Source organism: Micrococcus sp. 140720015-1, assembly GCF_053627595.1.
On record NZ_JBSEYC010000002.1, the window covers coordinates 305,505 to 322,267 of the forward strand.

15 protein-coding genes and 1 tRNA gene are annotated in these 16,763 nt (G+C 73.9%); 9 read left to right on the top strand and 7 right to left on the bottom strand.

The features are described 5' to 3' along the window. Positions 1-7: 7 nt before the first annotated feature. The 4 genes from moeB to thiO are packed head-to-tail and all read right to left on the bottom strand — an operon-like array spanning position 8 to position 3,431. Positions 8-1,204, bottom strand: coding sequence for a molybdopterin-synthase adenylyltransferase MoeB (gene moeB / locus ACUXPL_RS04695; protein WP_454182251.1), 1,197 nt, complete (start codon positions 1,202-1,204; stop codon positions 8-10). Next, on the bottom strand, positions 1,201-2,019 hold the full coding sequence (locus tag ACUXPL_RS04700) for a thiazole synthase (protein ID WP_087114105.1): 819 nt from the start codon (positions 2,017-2,019) through the stop codon (positions 1,201-1,203). The genes moeB and ACUXPL_RS04700 overlap by 4 nt, the downstream gene beginning before the upstream one ends. A 3-nt stretch (positions 2,020-2,022) precedes the next feature. Then, positions 2,023-2,265: a sulfur carrier protein ThiS gene (gene thiS / locus ACUXPL_RS04705; protein WP_454182253.1), complete on the bottom strand. Its 243-nt coding sequence runs from the start codon at positions 2,263-2,265 to the stop codon at positions 2,023-2,025. Next, complete coding sequence (thiO, locus tag ACUXPL_RS04710) at positions 2,262-3,431, bottom strand: glycine oxidase ThiO (protein ID WP_454182255.1); 1,170 nt, start codon at positions 3,429-3,431, stop codon at positions 2,262-2,264. The genes thiS and thiO overlap by 4 nt, the downstream gene beginning before the upstream one ends. A gap of 145 nt (positions 3,432-3,576) precedes the next feature. Between thiO and thiE the strand changes: the two genes are divergently transcribed. Together thiE and ACUXPL_RS04720 are read left to right on the top strand one after the other, a co-directional pair. Next, positions 3,577-4,320 carry a thiamine phosphate synthase gene (gene thiE / locus ACUXPL_RS04715; RefSeq protein ID WP_454182257.1) on the top strand — a complete coding sequence of 248 codons (744 nt, stop codon included), beginning with the start codon at positions 3,577-3,579 and terminating at the stop codon, positions 4,318-4,320. Positions 4,321-4,406: 86 nt separating this feature from the next. Then, positions 4,407-4,479 (top strand) — tRNA-Arg (locus ACUXPL_RS04720). Between the two features lie 199 nt (positions 4,480-4,678). On the opposite strand, the gene thiD is transcribed toward ACUXPL_RS04720, so the two are convergent. After that, positions 4,679-5,518 (bottom strand): bifunctional hydroxymethylpyrimidine kinase/phosphomethylpyrimidine kinase, encoded by an 840-nt coding sequence (gene thiD, locus ACUXPL_RS04725; RefSeq protein WP_454182259.1) that lies wholly within the window; start codon positions 5,516-5,518, stop codon positions 4,679-4,681. A 73-nt stretch (positions 5,519-5,591) separates the two neighbouring features. Here thiD and ACUXPL_RS04730 point away from each other — a divergent pair, with 73 nt between their 5' ends. From ACUXPL_RS04730 to ACUXPL_RS04760, 7 genes are all read left to right on the top strand, one after another. Beyond that, positions 5,592-6,749 (top strand): YkvI family membrane protein, encoded by a 1,158-nt coding sequence (locus ACUXPL_RS04730; RefSeq protein WP_180537241.1) that lies wholly within the window; start codon positions 5,592-5,594, stop codon positions 6,747-6,749. 170 nt (positions 6,750-6,919) lie between these two features. Further along, positions 6,920-8,743, top strand: a complete 1,824-nt coding sequence (thiC, locus tag ACUXPL_RS04735; RefSeq protein ID WP_180537240.1) for a phosphomethylpyrimidine synthase ThiC — start codon at positions 6,920-6,922, stop codon at positions 8,741-8,743. A gap of 533 nt (positions 8,744-9,276) precedes the next feature. Then, positions 9,277-10,197, top strand: coding sequence for a hypothetical protein (locus tag ACUXPL_RS04740; RefSeq protein WP_180537239.1), 921 nt, complete (start codon positions 9,277-9,279; stop codon positions 10,195-10,197). After that, positions 10,194-11,330, top strand: a complete 1,137-nt coding sequence (locus tag ACUXPL_RS04745; RefSeq protein WP_257643211.1) for a hypothetical protein — start codon at positions 10,194-10,196, stop codon at positions 11,328-11,330. Before ACUXPL_RS04740 ends, ACUXPL_RS04745 begins: the two co-directional genes overlap by 4 nt. Further along, positions 11,330-12,001: an ABC transporter ATP-binding protein gene (locus ACUXPL_RS04750; protein ID WP_180537238.1), complete on the top strand. Its 672-nt coding sequence runs from the start codon at positions 11,330-11,332 to the stop codon at positions 11,999-12,001. The genes ACUXPL_RS04745 and ACUXPL_RS04750 overlap by 1 nt, the downstream gene beginning before the upstream one ends. A 105-nt stretch (positions 12,002-12,106) precedes the next feature. Then, the gene (locus tag ACUXPL_RS04755; RefSeq protein WP_454182262.1) at positions 12,107-12,844 is read left to right on the top strand and encodes a DNA-3-methyladenine glycosylase I; all 738 of its coding nucleotides are present in this window, start codon (positions 12,107-12,109) and stop codon (positions 12,842-12,844) included. Between the two features lie 63 nt (positions 12,845-12,907). Further along, on the top strand, positions 12,908-14,323 hold the full coding sequence (locus ACUXPL_RS04760; RefSeq protein WP_180537236.1) for an NAD-dependent succinate-semialdehyde dehydrogenase: 1,416 nt from the start codon (positions 12,908-12,910) through the stop codon (positions 14,321-14,323). Positions 14,324-14,473: 150 nt separating this feature from the next. Here ACUXPL_RS04760 and thpR read toward each other — a convergent pair whose 3' ends face one another. Next, on the bottom strand, positions 14,474-15,067 hold the full coding sequence (gene thpR / locus ACUXPL_RS04765) for an RNA 2',3'-cyclic phosphodiesterase (RefSeq protein WP_180537235.1): 594 nt from the start codon (positions 15,065-15,067) through the stop codon (positions 14,474-14,476). Then, a complete protein-coding gene (putP, locus tag ACUXPL_RS04770; RefSeq protein ID WP_180537234.1) occupies positions 15,064-16,695 on the bottom strand; it encodes a sodium/proline symporter PutP in 1,632 nt (543 codons plus the stop codon). Before putP ends, thpR begins: the two co-directional genes overlap by 4 nt. Positions 16,696-16,763 lie beyond the last annotated feature (68 nt).

The window sequence follows — 16,763 nt, forward strand, 5'->3', positions numbered from 1 at the left end:
GGGGGGGTCAGGCGGGCCAGGCGGCGAGGCCGCCGGCGAGGGACAGGACGCGCCCGCCGGCGCTCGGGTCGGCCTCGACGACGGCGTCCCGCGCCCGGGCCGACCGCGCGCCGGCGGCGCAGTAGACCACCAGGACGCGGTCCTGCCCGGGCGTGTGGGCCACCGGCTCCGCGAGGACGGCCTCGAGCGGGACGTGCCGATCGGCCACCGCCGCGGGGGCCTCGACCCGGCGCAGGCGGCGCTCCCAGTCCTCGCGGACGTCGAGCAGGGTGAGGGACGCGGCCCGGGCGGGGTCGGCGAGCAGGGCGGCCAGCGCGGCGGGGGCGATCTCCCCGCCCGCGGCGCCGCAGGCCTCCGCCGAACCGGGGGCGCCGGCGTCGTCCGAGCCGGGGGCCTGGTCCGCGTGGGCGGACAGGTCCGTCACAGGGGTCCGCTCGGGGTCGGCCACGAGCCGCAGCTCACGGAAGCGCATCGTCAGGGCGTCCACGGAGAGCAGCCGCCCGACCAGGGGCTCGCCCACCCCGGAGAGCAGCTTGATCGCCTCGGCCGCCATGAGGGAGCCGATGATCCCGGGCAGCACCCCGAGCACCCCGGCCTGCGCGCACGAGGGCACCTCGCCGGGTTCGGGCCGCTCCGGGAACACGTCCCGGTACAGCGGCCCGCCCGGGGCGAACACGCTCACCTGCCCCGCGAACCGCAGGATCGCGCCCCACACCACGGGCACGCCCGCGATCTCGCACGCGTCGGCCACGAGGTAGCGGGTCGCGTAGTTGTCCGTGCCGTCGAGCACGAGGTCCACGGCGCCGACCCGCTCGAGCGCGTTGGCCGCGGTCAGGCGTTCGCGGTGCTCGACCACGCGCACCGCGGGGTGCAGGCCGCGCATCGTCGCGGCGGCGGAGGCGGTCTTGGGGCGGCCGAGGTCCGCCTCGGCGTGGATCACCTGGCGGTGCAGGTTGGAGCGGTCCACCACGTCGTCGTCGATCACGTGGACCTCCCCCACGCCCGCGGCGGCGAGGTAGGTCAGCACGGGCGCGCCGAGGCCGCCGGCGCCGACCACGAGGACGCGGGAGCGCAGCAGCGCCAGCTGGGCCTCGGGGCCGAAGCCGTCCAGGCTCAGGTGGCGGGCGAAGCGCTGCAGCTGGGTGTCGGACAGTGCGGTGAGGTCGCGGGGCTCACGGTCGGCGGGGTCCGGGGCGGCGGTCACCGCTCGTCCTCCTCGGCCGTGACCCGCCCGGCCATCGGTGAGGAGGCCAGGGCGTGCTCGCGGCGCGGGATGCGCCCGGCGCGGCGGGCGTGGAAGCCCGCCTCGAGCGCGAGCCGGCACGCGTGGGCCATGCGGGCGGGCTCGGCGGCGCGGGTGATCGCGGAGGCGGCGAGCACGGCGTCGCAGCCGGCCTCCATGGCCAGGGCGACGTCCGAGGCGGTGCCCACGCCGGCGTCGAGCACGATCGGCACGGAGGCGCGGGAGACGATCAGCTCCAGGTGTGCGCGGTTGAGGATGCCCAGCCCCGAGCCGATCGGCGAGCCCAGCGGCATGACGGCGGCGGCGCCGGCCTGCTCGAGGCGCAGCGCCATGGCGGGGTCGTCCGAGGTGTAGGCCAGGACGGTGAAGCCGTCGGCGGCGAGCAGCTCGGTGGCCTCGAGGGTCTCGACGACGTCGGGCAGCAGGGTGCGCTCGTCGGCGATGACCTCGACCTTCACGAGGTCGGTCTCGAGCGCCTCCCGGCCGAGCCGGGCGGTGAGCACGGCGTCCCGGGCGGTGTAGCAGCCGGCGGTGTTGGGCAGCACGTCGATGCCGAGGCGGTCCAGCAGCGCGACCAGGCCGTCACGGGTGTCCGCGGACCAGCGGCGCAGCGCCACGGTGGTGAGCGTGGTGCCGGAGGCGACGAGGGCGCCCTCGAGGGCGGTGAGGTCGGTGATGCCGCCCGTGCCCATGATGAGCCGGGAGGCCAGGTCGTAGCCGCCGATCCGCAGCGGCGGGATCGCGGGGGCGGCGGGCGGGGTGCGGTGCTCGGCCATCGCTCAGCCCCCCTGCACCGCGGTGACGACGTCGACCTCGTCCCCGGCGGCCAGCCCCCGGGTGGCCCAGGCCGACCGGGGCACGACCTCGCCGCCGACCGCCACGGCCACGCCGAGCCGCCGCCCGTCCGCGGCGGCGCCGTCGTCGCCGACCGCGCGCCCGGTGACGTGCGCGACGACGTCGCGGACGGTGGCTGCGGCCAGCTCGGCGGGCTCTCCGTTGAGGGTCAGGGTGAGGGTGCTCATGCGATCTCCTTCAGGCGGGCGTGCAGCAGCTCGAGGATCCGCCCGGCCGCCCAGGGGGCGAGCAGGATCCCGTGACGGTGGAAGCCGGTGGCGACGACGGCGCCCGGGGCCTCGGGCACGGTGAGCACGCGCGGGGCGTCGTCGGGGGTGCCGGGGCGGGCGGCGGTGGTGATCTCGGCGAGCTCGCACTCGCGGACGGCGGGCAGGATCGCGGCGGCGTCGGCGAGCAGGTCCAGCACGGCCCCGGCGGAGGTGCCGGCCAGGCCGTCCTCGCGGGCCGAGGCGCCGACCACGAGGGTGCCGTCCGCACGGGGCACGAGGTAGACCTGGCGCCCGTGGACGAGGCCGCGGACGGTGCGGGTGATCAGGTGCGACTCCCCCGGCAGCAGCTGCTCGGGGCGCACCCGCAGGCGCAGCACGTCGCCGTGGACGGGGCGCAGCGGGACCTCGACGGCGGTGGCCGCGCCGCCGATCCCGCGGTGGCCCAGGCCCGCGGCGAGGACCGCGCCGTCGGCGGTGAGGACGCCCCCGTCGGCCAGCGTGAGGCGCACCCCCTCGCCCTCCGGGTCGGCGGCGGTGACGCGTCCGGCCACGAACCGGGCGGCGGGTCCAGCGCCGGCCGGGAGCGGGCCGCCGTCGGGTCCGGTCTCGGCGCGCAGGGCGGCGACGCAGGCGGCGGCGAGCCGTCGCGGGTCCACCTGATGGTCGTCCGGGGCGTCGAAACCGGCGGCCAGGCCCGGGGCCAGGGCGGGCTCGGCGCGGCGCAGCGCGCGGGCGGAGACGGGCTCGACCCGGCGACCGAGGATCGAGGCGTGCTCGAGCACGTGGTCCCAGGCGCGGGCGTCCGAGGGGTCCGCGGCCACGATCCAGGCGCCCTGTGCGAGGAAGCCCGTCTCGACGTCGGTGAAGGCGGCGAGCAGGTCCACGAGGGCCGGGTAGGCCTCCCAGCCGGCCTGCAGCAGCGGGGCGAGGTCGTCCTGGCTGAACTGGGTCTCGGCGAGCGGCGCGAGCATCCCCGCCGCGGCGTGGGTGGCCCCGGCCACGGCGTGTGGGCGCCCGGCGGCGTCCAGCTCGGGGGCGATCAGGGTGACGGCGTGGCCTGCGGCGCGCAGACGCACGGCGGCGGTGAGGCCGATGATCCCGGCCCCGACGACGGCCACGTGCACGGACCGGTCCTCCTCACGGCGGCATGACCCGCATCGAGTGGTGATGGTCGGCCGCGCCGGCGCGGTGCGCCCCTGCGGCCCTCTCAGCCCGGCGTGTGCGGCCCGGGCTCCCATGGAACAGTGGCCAGTCTGCCACAGTGGGCGCATGCACTCCCCTGATCCGCTCCTGATGACCGCGGCCGGCCGCGACGACGGCGGCACCGGCCCCGGCGCGGGCCGCCGCGCCCGCCTCGCCGCCTCCCGGCTGTACGTCTGCACCGACCTGCAGCGGTTCCTGCGCCCGGACGGCACGCTCGACACGGCCGCGTTCGCCCACTTCTGCGCGGCGGCGTTCCGCGGCGGAGTGGACCTGATCCAGGTGCGGGACAAGGCCGTGGACGTGGCGGTCGAGCTGGCCGCGTTCGCCGTGCTCATCCCGCTGGCCCGGGAGCACGGGGCGCTCTCGGTCGCCAACGATCGCGCCGACGTCGCCGCCCTGGCCGGGGTGGACGTGTTCCACACGGGCCAGACCGACCTGACCACCGCGCAGTGCCGCGCCCTGTTGGGCCCGGACGTGGTGCTCGGCCGCTCGTGCCACACCGAGGCGCAGGTGCGCGCCGCCCGCGCGGAGGACGGCCTGGACTACTTCTGCACGGGACCGGTGTGGGCGACGCCCACGAAGCCGGGCCGGGCCGCCGTCGGACTGGAGCTGCCCTCCTTCGCCGCGCGCCTGGACGCCGAGGACCCGGCGGGGGCGCGGCCGTGGTTCGCCATCGGCGGCGTCGACGCGGACCGGCTGCCCGAGGTCCGCGCGGCCGGGGCGGAACGGATCGTGGTGGTCCGCGCCGTGACGCAGGCCGAGGACCCCGAGGCCGCGGCCCGGACGCTGCGCGCGGGCCTGCCCGGCTGACGTGCCCCGTGGGGAGGTCACGGACGGGCCGTCCTGATGGTGTAGAGTCGACGAGTCCGCAACGCGCTCGACGCGTCGCGACCCCCGCCTCCGTAGCTCAGGGGATAGAGCGTCTGCCTCCGGAGCAGAAGGCCGCAGGTTCGAATCCTGCCGGGGGCACGAGCGAACAGAGCCGGTCCCCCGTGACGACACGGGGGTCCGGCTCTTCCGCGTTCTGCGGCCCCGGACGCTCGAGCGGAGCGGGAGGTCCGGGTCAGCGGCATTCGAGGCGGGAAATCGACCTCATGGAACGTCCCGCGGCGCGCATTCGCCGGATTTTCCGCCTCGAACGTGTCGAAGCCCGGAGGTCCGCCGCGCCTCAGCCCCGCTGCGCGTGGCCGTGGTCCACGGGCCCGTGCCACGTCGGCCGCGAGGCGTCCCCGACCGCGAGCGCCTCCCCCGCCCGCATCGCGTCGGCCAGCCACGGCTTGGCCCGCTCGAGTGCGTCCTCCCAGCTCAGGCCCGCGCCGGCCAGCGTGGCCAGGGCCGAGGAGAGGGTGCAGCCGGTGCCGTGCGAGGCGCGGGTCGTCACGCGCGGGCCGCGCACCTCGTGTACGGCTCCGTCCACGCGCACGACGGCGTCCGGCACCTCCGCCGCCTCGGCCTCGTCCAGATGCCCGCCCTTGAGCAGGACCGTCACGTCGTGCTCGGCGGCCAGGCCCCGGGCCGCGTCGAGGGCGGCGTCCCAGTCCGTCGCGTCCCGCCCGGTCAGCCGGGCCAGCTCGGGCATGTTGGGGGTCACCAGGTGCGCCGCCCGCAGCAGCCGGGCCCACGCGGCGCGCCCGTCGTCGTCGCCCGCCGTGGTGAGGGCGTCCCCGCTCGAGGCCACCATGACCGGGTCCAGCACGACGACGGCGGGCCGGGTTTCCTCAAGCCAGCCGGCGACGGCCCCCATGAGCTCCGCCGTGCCGAGCATGCCGATCTTCACGGCGTCCACGGCGATGTCGGCGGCGACCGAGTCGAGCTGGGCGCACACCACGTCCACCGGCAACGGGTGGACGGCCTGCACGCCCTGCGTGTTCTGGGAGGTGATCGCGGTGATCGCGGTCATCCCGTAGCCACCCCACGCGGCGATGGTCTTCAGGTCGGCCTGGACACCGGCGCCGCCGCCCGAGTCGGAGCCGGCGATGCTGAGCACGCGGGGGACGGCGGACGTCATGCGGGGGCTCCTTCGGGTCGGGGCGGATCGGCCGCCCGGGCCGGGCCGATCCCGTCCATGAGAATGTAGTCGCATGTCCCACGTCACAGAGAGCTCTCCCGCGCACCCCGGCCGAACCGAGAAGTCGGCGCCGCTGCGGCCGACCTCCCCGCTCGGGATCGCCGCCACGTTCATCGGCACCACCATCGGCGCGGGCTACGCCTCGGGCAACGAGATCCTGCAGTACTTCGTGAGCTTCGGCCTCTGGGGCGGCACGGGGGCGCTCGTGATCGCCGGCGCGCTGTTCTTCCTGCTCGCGGTGATCGTGCTGCGGCTGGCGCAGAAGCTGCGGACCACGGACATCCACCGGATCGTGAACCCCACGACGTCGCGCGTGCCCACCTGGTTCGCGGACCTGTGCATCACCACGTCCCTGCTGGGGACGCTGGTGATCATGCTGGCCGGGGCCGGGGCGGCGGTGCACACCGCGTTCGGGCTGCCCTCGCTCGTGGGCTCGCTGGTGATGGCGGCCGTCTGCGTGGTCTCGGTGTTGGCCGGCATCACAGGCCTCGTGCGCGTCCAGGCCGTGGTGGTCCCCCTGATCATCGTGGTCGCCGTCGGCGTCGCGGTGTGGGGGTTGGCGAACCCGGGGGCCGCGGTGGACGACGTCGCCGCGCTCGTGACCTCGTCCCCGCTGATCAACCAGTGGTGGCTCTCGGGCGTGCTGTACGTGGCGTTCAACATCCAGCTGGCCTACGCGGTGCTCGCCCCGATCGGCGAGGAGAGCTCCTCGTCGGGCCGCTCCCTCGTCGCCGGGGCCGGGCTCGGGGCACTGGGCCTCGTGGTGATGGCCGGCGCGGTGATGGCCGCGATGACCGCCCACGCCCAGCTCATCGGCCGCGCCGAGCTGCCCATGGTCGAGCTGGCCGCGATGATCGGCGGCTGGGCCGCCCTGCTGTACACGGTCGTCCTGCTGCTGGCGCAGTTCACCACGGCGGTCTCGTGCCTGTACGGCGGTGTGGAGCGCATCGCCCTGCTGTCCTCGATGCGCCGTGTGCCGGGCTGGGTCATCGCCGTCGTCACGGCCCTGGCCGCCACCCTGCTCTCGAGCGTCGGCTTCTCCGACCTCGTGGGCACCGTCTACCCCGTCCTCGGCTACGCCGGGATCGTCATCATCGTGATGCTCATCGTGACGTGGATCGTCGAGCGCACCACGGTGCGCCGCCGGGCGGCCCGCGCGGCGCGCGCCTGAGCGGCCCGCCGCGGCCGGACGGCGGACGGTGAGGCGCCGCGGGGGACGTGCTAGGGTCGCTCACATCCCACGGGAGCCCCACGGCACGGGGCTGAGACCGGGCTGACGCCGCCCGGAGACCGTCTGAACCTGTCCGGGTCATTCCGGCGAAGGAAGAAGGAGCCGCGGCCATGTCCGTTTCCGAGCGCACCCCCCTGCCCGCAGCCGAGTCGACGGCCGAGGTCGTCGCCGAGGAGAACTACCCCACGCACCGTCTGGGCTGGCTCGAGGATGCCGAGCACGGCATCCGCGTGCCCGTCACCGAGGTCCACCAGGACGACTCCCCCGACGGCACGCCCAACCCGCCCCTGACCGTCTACCGCACCATGGGCCCGGGCTCCGTGCCCGAGCGCGGCCTGCCCGCCCAGCGCGCCGAGTGGATCCGCGCCCGCGGCGACGTCGAGGAGTACGAGGGCCGCGAGCGCGACCTGCTCGACGACGGCCGCTCGGCCGTGCGCCGCGGCGCCGCCTCACAGGAGTGGGCCGGCGAGCGCCGCCCCCCGCTGCGCGCCAAGGAGGGCGCGCGCGTCACCCAGATGCACTACGCCCGGCGCGGCGAGATCACCCCGGAGATGCGCTACGTCGCCCTGCGCGAGGGCGTGGACGTGGAGCTGGTGCGCTCCGAGGTCGCGGCCGGCCGCGCCATCATCCCGGCGAACGTGAACCACCCCGAGTCGGAGCCGATGATCATCGGCAAGGCGTTCGCCGTGAAGGTCAACGCGAACATCGGCAACTCGGCGGTGACGTCGTCGATCGCCGAGGAGGTCTCGAAGCTGCAGTGGGCCACCCGCTGGGGCGCGGACACCGTGATGGACCTGTCCACGGGCGACGACATCCACACCACCCGCGAGTGGATCCTGCGCAACTCCCCCGTGCCGATCGGCACCGTGCCGATCTACCAGGCCCTCGAGAAGGTCGGCGGCGACCACCAGGCCCTGACCTGGGAGATCTTCCGCGACACCGTGATCGAGCAGTGCGAGCAGGGCGTGGACTACATGACCGTGCACGCCGGCGTGCTGCTGCGCCACGTGCCCCTGTCCGCAGACCGCGTGACCGGCATCGTCTCCCGCGGCGGCTCGATCATGGCCGGCTGGTGCCTGGGCCACCACAAGGAGAACTTCCTCTACGAGAACTACGACGAGCTCTGCGAGATCTTCGCGCGCTACGACGTCGCGTTCTCCCTCGGCGACGGCCTGCGGCCGGGCTCCGTGGCGGACGCCAACGACGCCGCCCAGTTCGCCGAGCTCGACACGCTGGCCGAGCTGACGGAGCGGGCGTGGGCGTACGACGTCCAGGTCATGGTGGAGGGCCCCGGCCACATCCCGCTGCACCTGGTGCGGGAGAACGTGGAGCGCCAGCAGGAGCTGTGCAAGGGCGCCCCGTTCTACACGCTCGGCCCCCTCGTCACGGACATCGCCCCGGCGTACGACCACATCACCTCGGCCATCGGCGCCACCGAGATCGCCCGCTACGGCACCGCGATGCTCTGCTACGTCACGCCCAAGGAGCACCTGGGCCTGCCGAACCGGGACGACGTGAAGACGGGCGTGATCACCTACAAGATCGCCGCGCACGCCGCCGACGTCGCCAAGGGCCACCCCGGCGCCCGCGACCGCGACGACGCGCTGTCCAAGGCGCGCTTCGAGTTCCGCTGGCGCGACCAGTTCGGCCTCGGCCTGGACCCGCAGCTCGCCGAGGAATACCACGACGAGACGCTGCCGGCCGAGCCCGCCAAGACCGCCCACTTCTGCTCGATGTGCGGGCCGAAGTTCTGCTCCATGCGCATCAGCCAGGACATCCGCAGCGAGTTCGGCGGCGCGTCCGAGCAGGCGCGGATCGCCGAGGCCGGCATGGCCGCGAAGTCCGCGGAGTTCCGGGCCGCCGGCGGGTCCGTGTACCTGCCCGAGCCGAGCCTGCGCCGGCCCGAGGGGGACGCGGTGCTCGCGAGGGACTGAGCGGTCCGTGCCGCGGCGCGGGGGCCAGGGTGCCGGCCGTGAGCACCTCCCCCGCGCGCGGTGCGAACCTGCCCGCGATCGCGGCGGCCACCGGCTGCCCCTGGGCGGAATGGAGGCGTGTCCGCCGGCCGACGGGAAACCCGCGAAGGCGGCAGTCACCGCCACGCAGTCCAAGGTCGCTGCCCCCGAGGAGACGGCCGCCTGGAGGGGGCTCTGGAAGGACCTGCTGGGGCGACTGTGACCAGCCTTGAGGGGCCAGCAGGAAGGGTGCGAGTGAGCTCTTGACACACACATACTTCTTAGCGTTCGGTTCGACATCTGTAATGTGTGTCACATTCGCCCGCGAGGGCCCTGTGGAGGGAATCCGCCATGGACAAAGTCGCTCTTTCATTCACGGCGCCGAAAACTCGCATGACCGACATGCCTGAACCGTGCACCCGTGGGGGCCGTCGGCATTCCAGTCGACCGCGTCGTAGAGGTTGAGGTGAAGTGACCGCTCATTCGATCCTGACGCGTCCTCCCAGACCCCGCCCGTGACACGGTTGTTCGCCTCCCGGTTCCTCCTTCTCCTGATCGCGCTCGGAACAGCAGCGCTCCTCGCGTCCTACGTCGGGGTGGAGAAGGAGGAACGCTGGCACCTGGACGGCACGGTGTACGAGATCTCGGCATTCCCCGCTGGCGAGGCCTGGCTCATGATCCGGACGTCGCTGACGGGACCGGACTCCGGTTCTGCAGCCACGTCCACGAGCCCCCACGTGACTGCCCTCGCTGGCCGGCCTGCCCTGGACGTGCTCCCGGATGGCGTCGCCCCGACCGCGGTCGTCCCCAGCACCTCCCCCTTCGCCGCACGTGCCGCTGCGGGCGAGCTGAGCTGGCCGGACGTCGATCGGGTCGTCGTCCGAGACCTCTCCTCCGCGCCGGATCGCGCCACCGAAGCAGACCTCCTGGTCCCGTTCCTGTCCACCGACAGTTCGTCCCTTGCCGGCGTGATCGGCGGATCACCGGCCCAGGTCGACGAGCTCGTCCAATCGCTGCGGCGGGCCGGTGTCGTCGTCGACGTCGTCCCGCTCCCGCCGCCGTGGGAGGCAGCGATGCGACGCAGTGTCCACGTGCCCCTGCTCGCCGTGATCGCCGGCTTCGCCCTGCTGGGCGCACAGGTCGTCTGGCGCACGACCCTGCGCAGCCGACTGCTCCCTGCCGTCACCTCGCACCGCCTCGTCGGTGCCTCCCCGCTGCGAGCGGCCCGGCTCGGTGTCCGGCCCGCCATGCTCGCCTGGGCGACCGCCGCCGCGAGTGCCGGCGGAGTCTGGCTCGTGGCATGGCCCCGGTGGGACGCGGAGATCGGGCTCACGGGGGACACCGCTCTCCTCTGGTCCGCCGTGCTCGTCGTGGACGCCATCCTCATCCTCGGCACGACCCTGTCCACCCTCTGGGTCCGAAGGGCACACGCATGATGGCAGCCATGCGGGCCGTTGCGGACGGCCTCCGCGACCTGTTCGACACGCCCGGACTGCTGTTCCTGTCCCTGCTGCACACGACCGTGGCGTCGGTCGTGTTCGGACTGGCCCTGGGCGTCGCCGGCGGGGTGACCACGGCGCTCGAGGTGCTCGAGGACGCCGAGTCGTCGGGCCTGGTGACAGCCAGGATTCTGGACCCCGCCGTCACGACCGACCTCCGCCCCCGCGCCGTCGACACCGTCTCCCGGGCGTTCGCCGCCCATGTCGACGGAGTCGACCCCCGTGCCTTTCTCGTGACGGACGCCATCGGAATCGAGGACCCCCGGCTGCAGGGGGCGGTCATCGCCACGCCTGGTCTGGCCCGGGAGTTCGGCGCTGCCGCTGCCGTCAGTCCCGCCGAGGGTGTGTACTTCGCTCCCGCCGCGATCACCTCCGGGGGGCCGGGCGGCACCGTGTATGTGGGGTCCACACCCCACAGCTATGCCGGCCCACTCCCCGGGGACGCGGCCGCGCCGCGGGCCGACGGATCCCTCTGGCCCCTGGGTGAGTCGCCCGTCATCGTCACCAGCACGACGACCATGGTCGGCCTGATCGAACCGGCCCAGCTCGCGGCGGTCTACGGTTCCGTCGTGGCACGCCAGGACGCGGCCTCCGAGGTGAGAGCGGCACTCGACGTCCTCGAGGACGAGACGGGCGTGGTCGCCGAGTTGGCCCCGACCGCCTCGGCCAGGTCTCCGATCGCCCGAGAAGCCCGCGGTGCCGCGCTCATGGTCACCGCCTACACCGCCGGGCTTGCCAGCGCCGTCGTGACGGTGGTGAGCCTCCTGACGACCATGACCCGTCGACTCACGCCCACGTGGCTGGCGCACCTGACGGTCGGGGCGCCCAGACGACTGATCCGGCTCCGGATCGCCACATCCGTGGCCGCGGTATGGGGCATTCCGGCCGTGCTCGGATCGTTGCTCGGCCTCGGCATCGCCTCGGAAGCGGGCGGACTGCGTCCGGCGCCTGCCGTCGTCGTGGTCGGGCTGGCGGTCGTCTTGGCGATCGCCGCTGCGTGCACCCGCCATCCCCTCCGCCGGCTGCACCGGGCCGTCCGCACGGCGGCACTCGTCGAAAGGACCGTGTGATGTCCCTGCTCACCGTGCACGACGTGCACCGCTCCTACCGCGGCCCCGCCGGGGATGTCCCCGTGCTCCGCGGCGTCTCACTCCAGGTCCCCGAGGGCGGCATTCACGCGATCATGGGACCCTCCGGGTCCGGCAAGTCCACCCTGCTGCGGCTCCTCGCCTGCCTTGACACACCGGACGCCGGCAGCATCCGTGTGGCCGGGCGGAGCCTGCCGGCACCGTGGTCGTCCGACGGCGACGCCTACCGGAACCGGACGTGCGGCATCGTGCTCCAGGACCATCTGCTCATCGACCGGGCGACCGCCGTGGACAACGCGGCCCTGCCGCTGCTCTACGCGCGGCCGCGCACCTCGAAGCGGGAGCGCCGCGACATGGCCGCCGAGCTTCTGACGCGGCTCGGACTCGGAGACCGTCTCCGCCACCCCGTCGGCCGACTCTCCGGCGGCGAGCGCCAGCGCGTGGCGATCGCCCGGGCCGTGATCATGGGGCCCTCACTGCTGCTCGCCGACGAGCCGACGGGCGCCCTGGACGAGGAGCGCACCGACGAGGTCATGGGGCTCTTCCGCTCCATGTCGCAACCGGGGCGGGCGATCGTGATCGTCACGCACGACCCCGCCGTAGCGGCCGGGTGCGACCACACGTGGCGGCTGCGGGCCGGGCGGCTCGAGTGACGAGGTCCGGCCGTGCCTCCTGCACAGGTGTCCGCAGACGGCGTGGCGTCCCCGGGCGTCGCGTTCCGGCTCCGGATGTCCGGGGCCGCTCCTAGGCTCGGGGGCATGAGCGCGCACCACGCCGACGACGGCCTCCCCACCCCCGCCGAGGATCCACCGGCGGGCGGGCGCCAGGCGCCGCCGAGTGGCGTCGTCGTGGGTGAGGACGGGCGAGCCCGCCCGCCGTGGGCGGCACGGGATCCGCTGCTGCGGGAGTACTACGACACGGAGTGGGGCCTGCCCGTCACGGACGAGCAGGGCCTGTTCGAGCGCCTCGTGCTCGAGGCGTTCCAGTCGGGCCTGAGCTGGCGGACCGTCCTGGCCAAGCGGCCGCGGTTCCGGGAGGTGTTCGGGGGCTTCGACCCGGACGCCGTCGCGGCGTTCGGGGACGCGGAGGTCGAGGCGCTGCTGGCGGACCCCGGCGTCATCCGGAACCGGCGCAAGATCGAGGCCGCGATTGCGAACGCACAAGCCGTCGTGGGGATGCGCGGCGAGCGGTTCGCCCCGCTGCACCCAGGCTCCCCCGGTGCGGGCCCCGCCTGGCACGGCGACAGCGACCGGCCGGCCCGCGGCCTGCCGGGGCTGGTCTGGGCTCACCAGCCTGCGGCGACCCCACGGCCGGAGACGGTGGCGCAGGTCCCCTCGACCTCGGACGAGTCGCGCGCGCTCGCGAGGGCGCTGAAGGCGCACGGCTGCCGATTCGTGGGGCCGACCACGTGCTTCGCCCTGATGGAGGCCGCCGGGGTCGTGGACACCCACCTTCTCGGCTCGTGGCGAAGAGGGGCGTCCGGGATCTGGGAGTGAACGGGGGCCTCCGGCAGGATGGGGAGCTCAACGCAGGACGTCCACACGAAAGGGTGACGACTGATGACCACCACCTCCGCCTCTCAGGGCTACCGCACGATCAACCCGGCCACCGGGGAGCTGCTGAAGTCCTTCGACAACGCCACGGATCAGCAGATCGCCGACGCCCTCGACGCGTCGCAGGCCGCCTACGAGCAGTGGTCCCAGAAGTCGGTGGCCGAGCGCGCCGCCGTCGTGAAGCGGATCTCCGAGCTGCTGGCCGAGCGCTCCAAGGACATCGCCGCGCTGATCACCATGGAGATGGGCAAGTCCCTCGGCGCGGCCGTCGGCGAGGTGCGCTACAGCGCCCAGATCTTCGGGTACTACGCGGACGAGGCCGAGGAGCTGCTCGCGGACCAGCCGATCAAGCAGTTCTCCGGGCAGGAGGCGTTCGTCCAGCGGCTGCCGATCGGCCCGCTGCTGGGGATCATGCCCTGGAACTTCCCGGTGTACCAGGTGGCCCGTTTCGTGGCGCCGAACCTCGTGCTCGGCAACACCATCCTGCTCAAGCACGCCGAGATCAACCCGCAGGTGGCGCAGCTGCTGGAAGAGCTCTTCACCGAGGCAGGGCTGCCGGAGGGTGTGTACCAGAACCTGTTCGCCACCCACGACCAGATCTCCACGATCATCGCCGATCCGCGCGTGCAGGGCGTGTCCCTCACCGGTTCGGAGCGGGCCGGCGCTGCCGTCGCCGAGCAGGCCGGCCGGCACCTCAAGAAGGTCGTCCTCGAGCTCGGCGGCTCCGATCCGTACATCGTGCTGTCCGCACCGGACGCCCGCGCCGCCGCCCGCGACGCACTGGCCACCCGGCTGGGCAACTGGGGCCAGGCCTGCAACTCGAACAAGCGCATGATCGTCATGGAGGACATCTACGACGACTTCGTGGACGAGCTGGTCCAGCGCTCCTCGGCGATGCAGCCCGGCGACCCGACCTCGCGCGACGCCGACGTCTACGGCCCGCTGTCCTCCGAGTCCGCGGCCGACGGGCTCGCCGAGCAGATCGCCGCGGCCAAGGAGGCCGGCGCCACCGTCCACGTGGGCGGCGAGCGCGTCTCCGGCCCCGAGGGCGAAGGCTTCTACGTCTCCCCGGCCGTGATCACGGACGTGGACCAGGAGAACCCCGCCTACTCGCAGGAGCTGTTCGGCATGGCCTCCGTGGTCTACAAGGTGTCCTCGGCCGAGGAGGCCGTGGCCCTGGCCAACGACTCCCAGTACGGTCTCGGCGGCGCCGTGTTCTCCACGGACCTGGACGAGGCCAAGCGCGTGGCCGGCCAGCTCGAGGTGGGCATGGCGAACGTGAACCTCGCCTCCGCCGCCGGCGCGAACCTGCCCTTCGGCGGCGTGAAGCGCTCGGGCTTCGGCCGCGAGCTCGGCCCCCTGGCCCTGGACGAGTTCGCCAACAAGCGCCTGTACGCGGTGCAGGGCCCCCTGGAGGGCTGACCCCGGGCCGGGTCGGCCGGACGGGTCCCCCGCTCCGGCCGGCTCGTCGGTCGCCTGACGCACACAGAGTGGTCACGACATGCCGTCACCGGAGTCCGGTGACGGCATGTCGTGGCCACTCTGTTCGTTGGGGGCCGGCTCGTCGGTCCCTCAGCCGCGCAGCGGGACGGTCGCCAGCACCTCGTGCAGCGGCCCGCCGGACCGGCCCTCGCCGAGCCGGGACGCCACGACCTCGAGCTCGTCCGCGGTCCACTCCGGCCCGCGGTACACCGCGAGCGCGTGCACGGCTTCGGCCAGCAGGACGGTGGCCGGCGCCGGCGGACGGGGCTCGCCCCGCCTCCGACCCCGAGGTCGGGGCGCGGCCCCCGAGACCCGCGCCACGGTGAGGTGGGCGCGCCGGCGGTCCCGGCCGTCGTCGTCGGCGAGCCAGGGCTCCGCCAGGAGCGCGCCGAGCTCCCGGACCTGCCCGCCCACCCCCATCCAGAGCGTGCGGTGGGAGAACTCCCCCGCCCCGGCCAGGTGCAGGTCCAGCGGCGCATGTCCCGCCGCGATGCGGCCGGCGTCGGCGACGACGTCGTCCACGGCGCCGGCGGGCACCTCCGGGTGGAACGCCAGCGTCAGGTGCCGCTGCTCCGGATCGGTCCAGCGCAGCGCGCGTCCGGCCCGGTCCCGGACGCCGTCGAGGGCCGGCTCGAGGTGGTCGAGCACGGCCCTCGGCGGACGGATCGCGAGGAAGAGCCTCACGCCTGCGCGCGCGGATCCGCGGCGGCTGCGGTCGAGCCCCCGGCGGCGTCCCGCGTCATGGCGGCCGGGGCCACGTCCGGGTGCGGCTCGCGGCCGGCCACGATGTCGATCGCGCCGGTGAACTCGGCGTCGATCCGCCGCTGCACACGGCGCGAGCGCTGGGTCACGAGGGACACCACCACACCCACCACGAGGGCGGCGACGAAGCCCGGCAGCAGCTCGTACAGGCCGAACCATTCCCACGTCTCGGCACTGGCCTCGGACCACAGCCAGGCGACGGCGGCGCCGGTGACCATGGCGGCCATCGCGCCCCACGAGGTGAACCGCGGCCAGTACAGGGCGAGCAGGATCACGGGGCCGAAGGCGGCGCCGAAGCCGGCCCACGCGAACGAGACGAGCTCGAGCACGGAGGAGTCCGGGTTGAGGGCGAGCAGACCCGCCACGAGCGCCACCACCAGCACGCCGATGCGGCCGAGCCACAGGGTGAACGTCGGGGAGCCGGTGCGCCCGCGCAGCATGTAGAGGTCCTCCACCAGGGCGGAGGAGCACACGATCAGCTGCGAGGAGAGCGTGGACATGATCGCGGCGAGGACGGCGGCCAGCACCAGGCCGGCCACGAACGGGTGGAACATGATCGAGGCCAGCACGAGGAACACGGTCTCCGGGTCCTCGAGCGTGGTGCCGGGGTTGGCCTGGAAGTAGGCGATGCCCACGAGGGCCACCATCACGGCGCCGAACACGGACAGCGCCATCCAGCCGATGCCGACGCGCCGGGCGACGGCCGCGTCGTGCGGGGTGCGCAGGGCCATGAAGCGGACGATGATGTGCGGCTGGCCGAAGTAGCCCAGGCCCCAGGCGAGGGAGGACAGGACGCCGATCAGCGTCGCGTTCTCGAACATCGAGAAGTGGTTCACTCCACCGGCGGCGTCGGCGGCGCGGATGCCCTCGACGACGGCGTCCCAGCCGCCCATGGTCAGGATCACGACGACTGGCACGGCCAGCAGGGAGAGGAACATGAGGACGCCCTGGGCCACGTCCGTCAGCGAGGCGCCGAGGAAGCCGCCGAACAGGGTGTAGAGCACCGTGATGCCCGCGACCACGAGCATGCCGGTGAGGTAGTTGATGCTGATGCCCTGGGCGTAGAAGGAGTCGGGGCCGAAGGTCGACTCGACGAACTTGCCGCCGGCCACCATGCCCGAGGAGACGTAGAAGGTGAAGAACACGAGGATGATCAGGCCGGCCACGATCCGCAGGATGTGCGTGCGGTCCTTGAACCGGTTCTCGAGGAAGGACGGGATCGTGATCGAGTTCCCGGCCACCTCGGTGTAGGAGCGCAGGCGGGGGGCGACCACGCGCCAGTTCACCCACGCGCCCACGGTCAGGCCGACCGCCATCCAGCCCTCGACCAGGCCCGCGGCGTAGATCGCGCCGGGCAGGCCCATCAGGAGCCAGCCGGACATGTCGGACGCGCCCGCGGAGAGCGCCGCGACGGACGGCTTCATGTCGCGTCCGGCGAGCATGTAGTCGTCGAGGTCGGTGTTCTTGCGGGAGGCGTACAGGCCGATCGCGATCATCGCGAGGAAATAGAGGCCGATCGCCGCTAACAGGAAGACGGTGTTCGTGTCCATGGGCTCCAGAGAATCACATCCGGACTCTCAGCCCCAGTCCCAGGTCCGTCCCGGATTCGCCCCGCCCG

Bases quoted from the DNA above. Each gene is read 5' to 3' on its own strand.
- ACUXPL_RS04700 (WP_087114105.1), bottom strand. From the start codon at position 2,019: ATGGCCGAGCACCGCACCCCGCCCGCCGCCCCCGCGATCCCGCCGCTG.
- thiS (WP_454182253.1), bottom strand. From the start codon at position 2,265: ATGAGCACCCTCACCCTGACCCTCAACGGAGAGCCCGCCGAGCTGGCC.
- thiE (WP_454182257.1), top strand. From the start codon at position 3,577: ATGCACTCCCCTGATCCGCTCCTGATGACCGCGGCCGGCCGCGACGAC.
- thiD (WP_454182259.1), bottom strand. From the start codon at position 5,518: ATGACGTCCGCCGTCCCCCGCGTGCTCAGCATCGCCGGCTCCGACTCG.
- ACUXPL_RS04730 (WP_180537241.1), top strand. From the start codon at position 5,592: ATGTCCCACGTCACAGAGAGCTCTCCCGCGCACCCCGGCCGAACCGAG.
- thiC (WP_180537240.1), top strand. From the start codon at position 6,920: ATGTCCGTTTCCGAGCGCACCCCCCTGCCCGCAGCCGAGTCGACGGCC.
- ACUXPL_RS04745 (WP_257643211.1), top strand. From the start codon at position 10,194: ATGATGGCAGCCATGCGGGCCGTTGCGGACGGCCTCCGCGACCTGTTC.
- ACUXPL_RS04750 (WP_180537238.1), top strand. From the start codon at position 11,330: ATGTCCCTGCTCACCGTGCACGACGTGCACCGCTCCTACCGCGGCCCC.
- ACUXPL_RS04755 (WP_454182262.1), top strand. From the start codon at position 12,107: ATGAGCGCGCACCACGCCGACGACGGCCTCCCCACCCCCGCCGAGGAT.
- ACUXPL_RS04760 (WP_180537236.1), top strand. From the start codon at position 12,908: ATGACCACCACCTCCGCCTCTCAGGGCTACCGCACGATCAACCCGGCC.
- putP (WP_180537234.1), bottom strand. From the start codon at position 16,695: ATGGACACGAACACCGTCTTCCTGTTAGCGGCGATCGGCCTCTATTTC.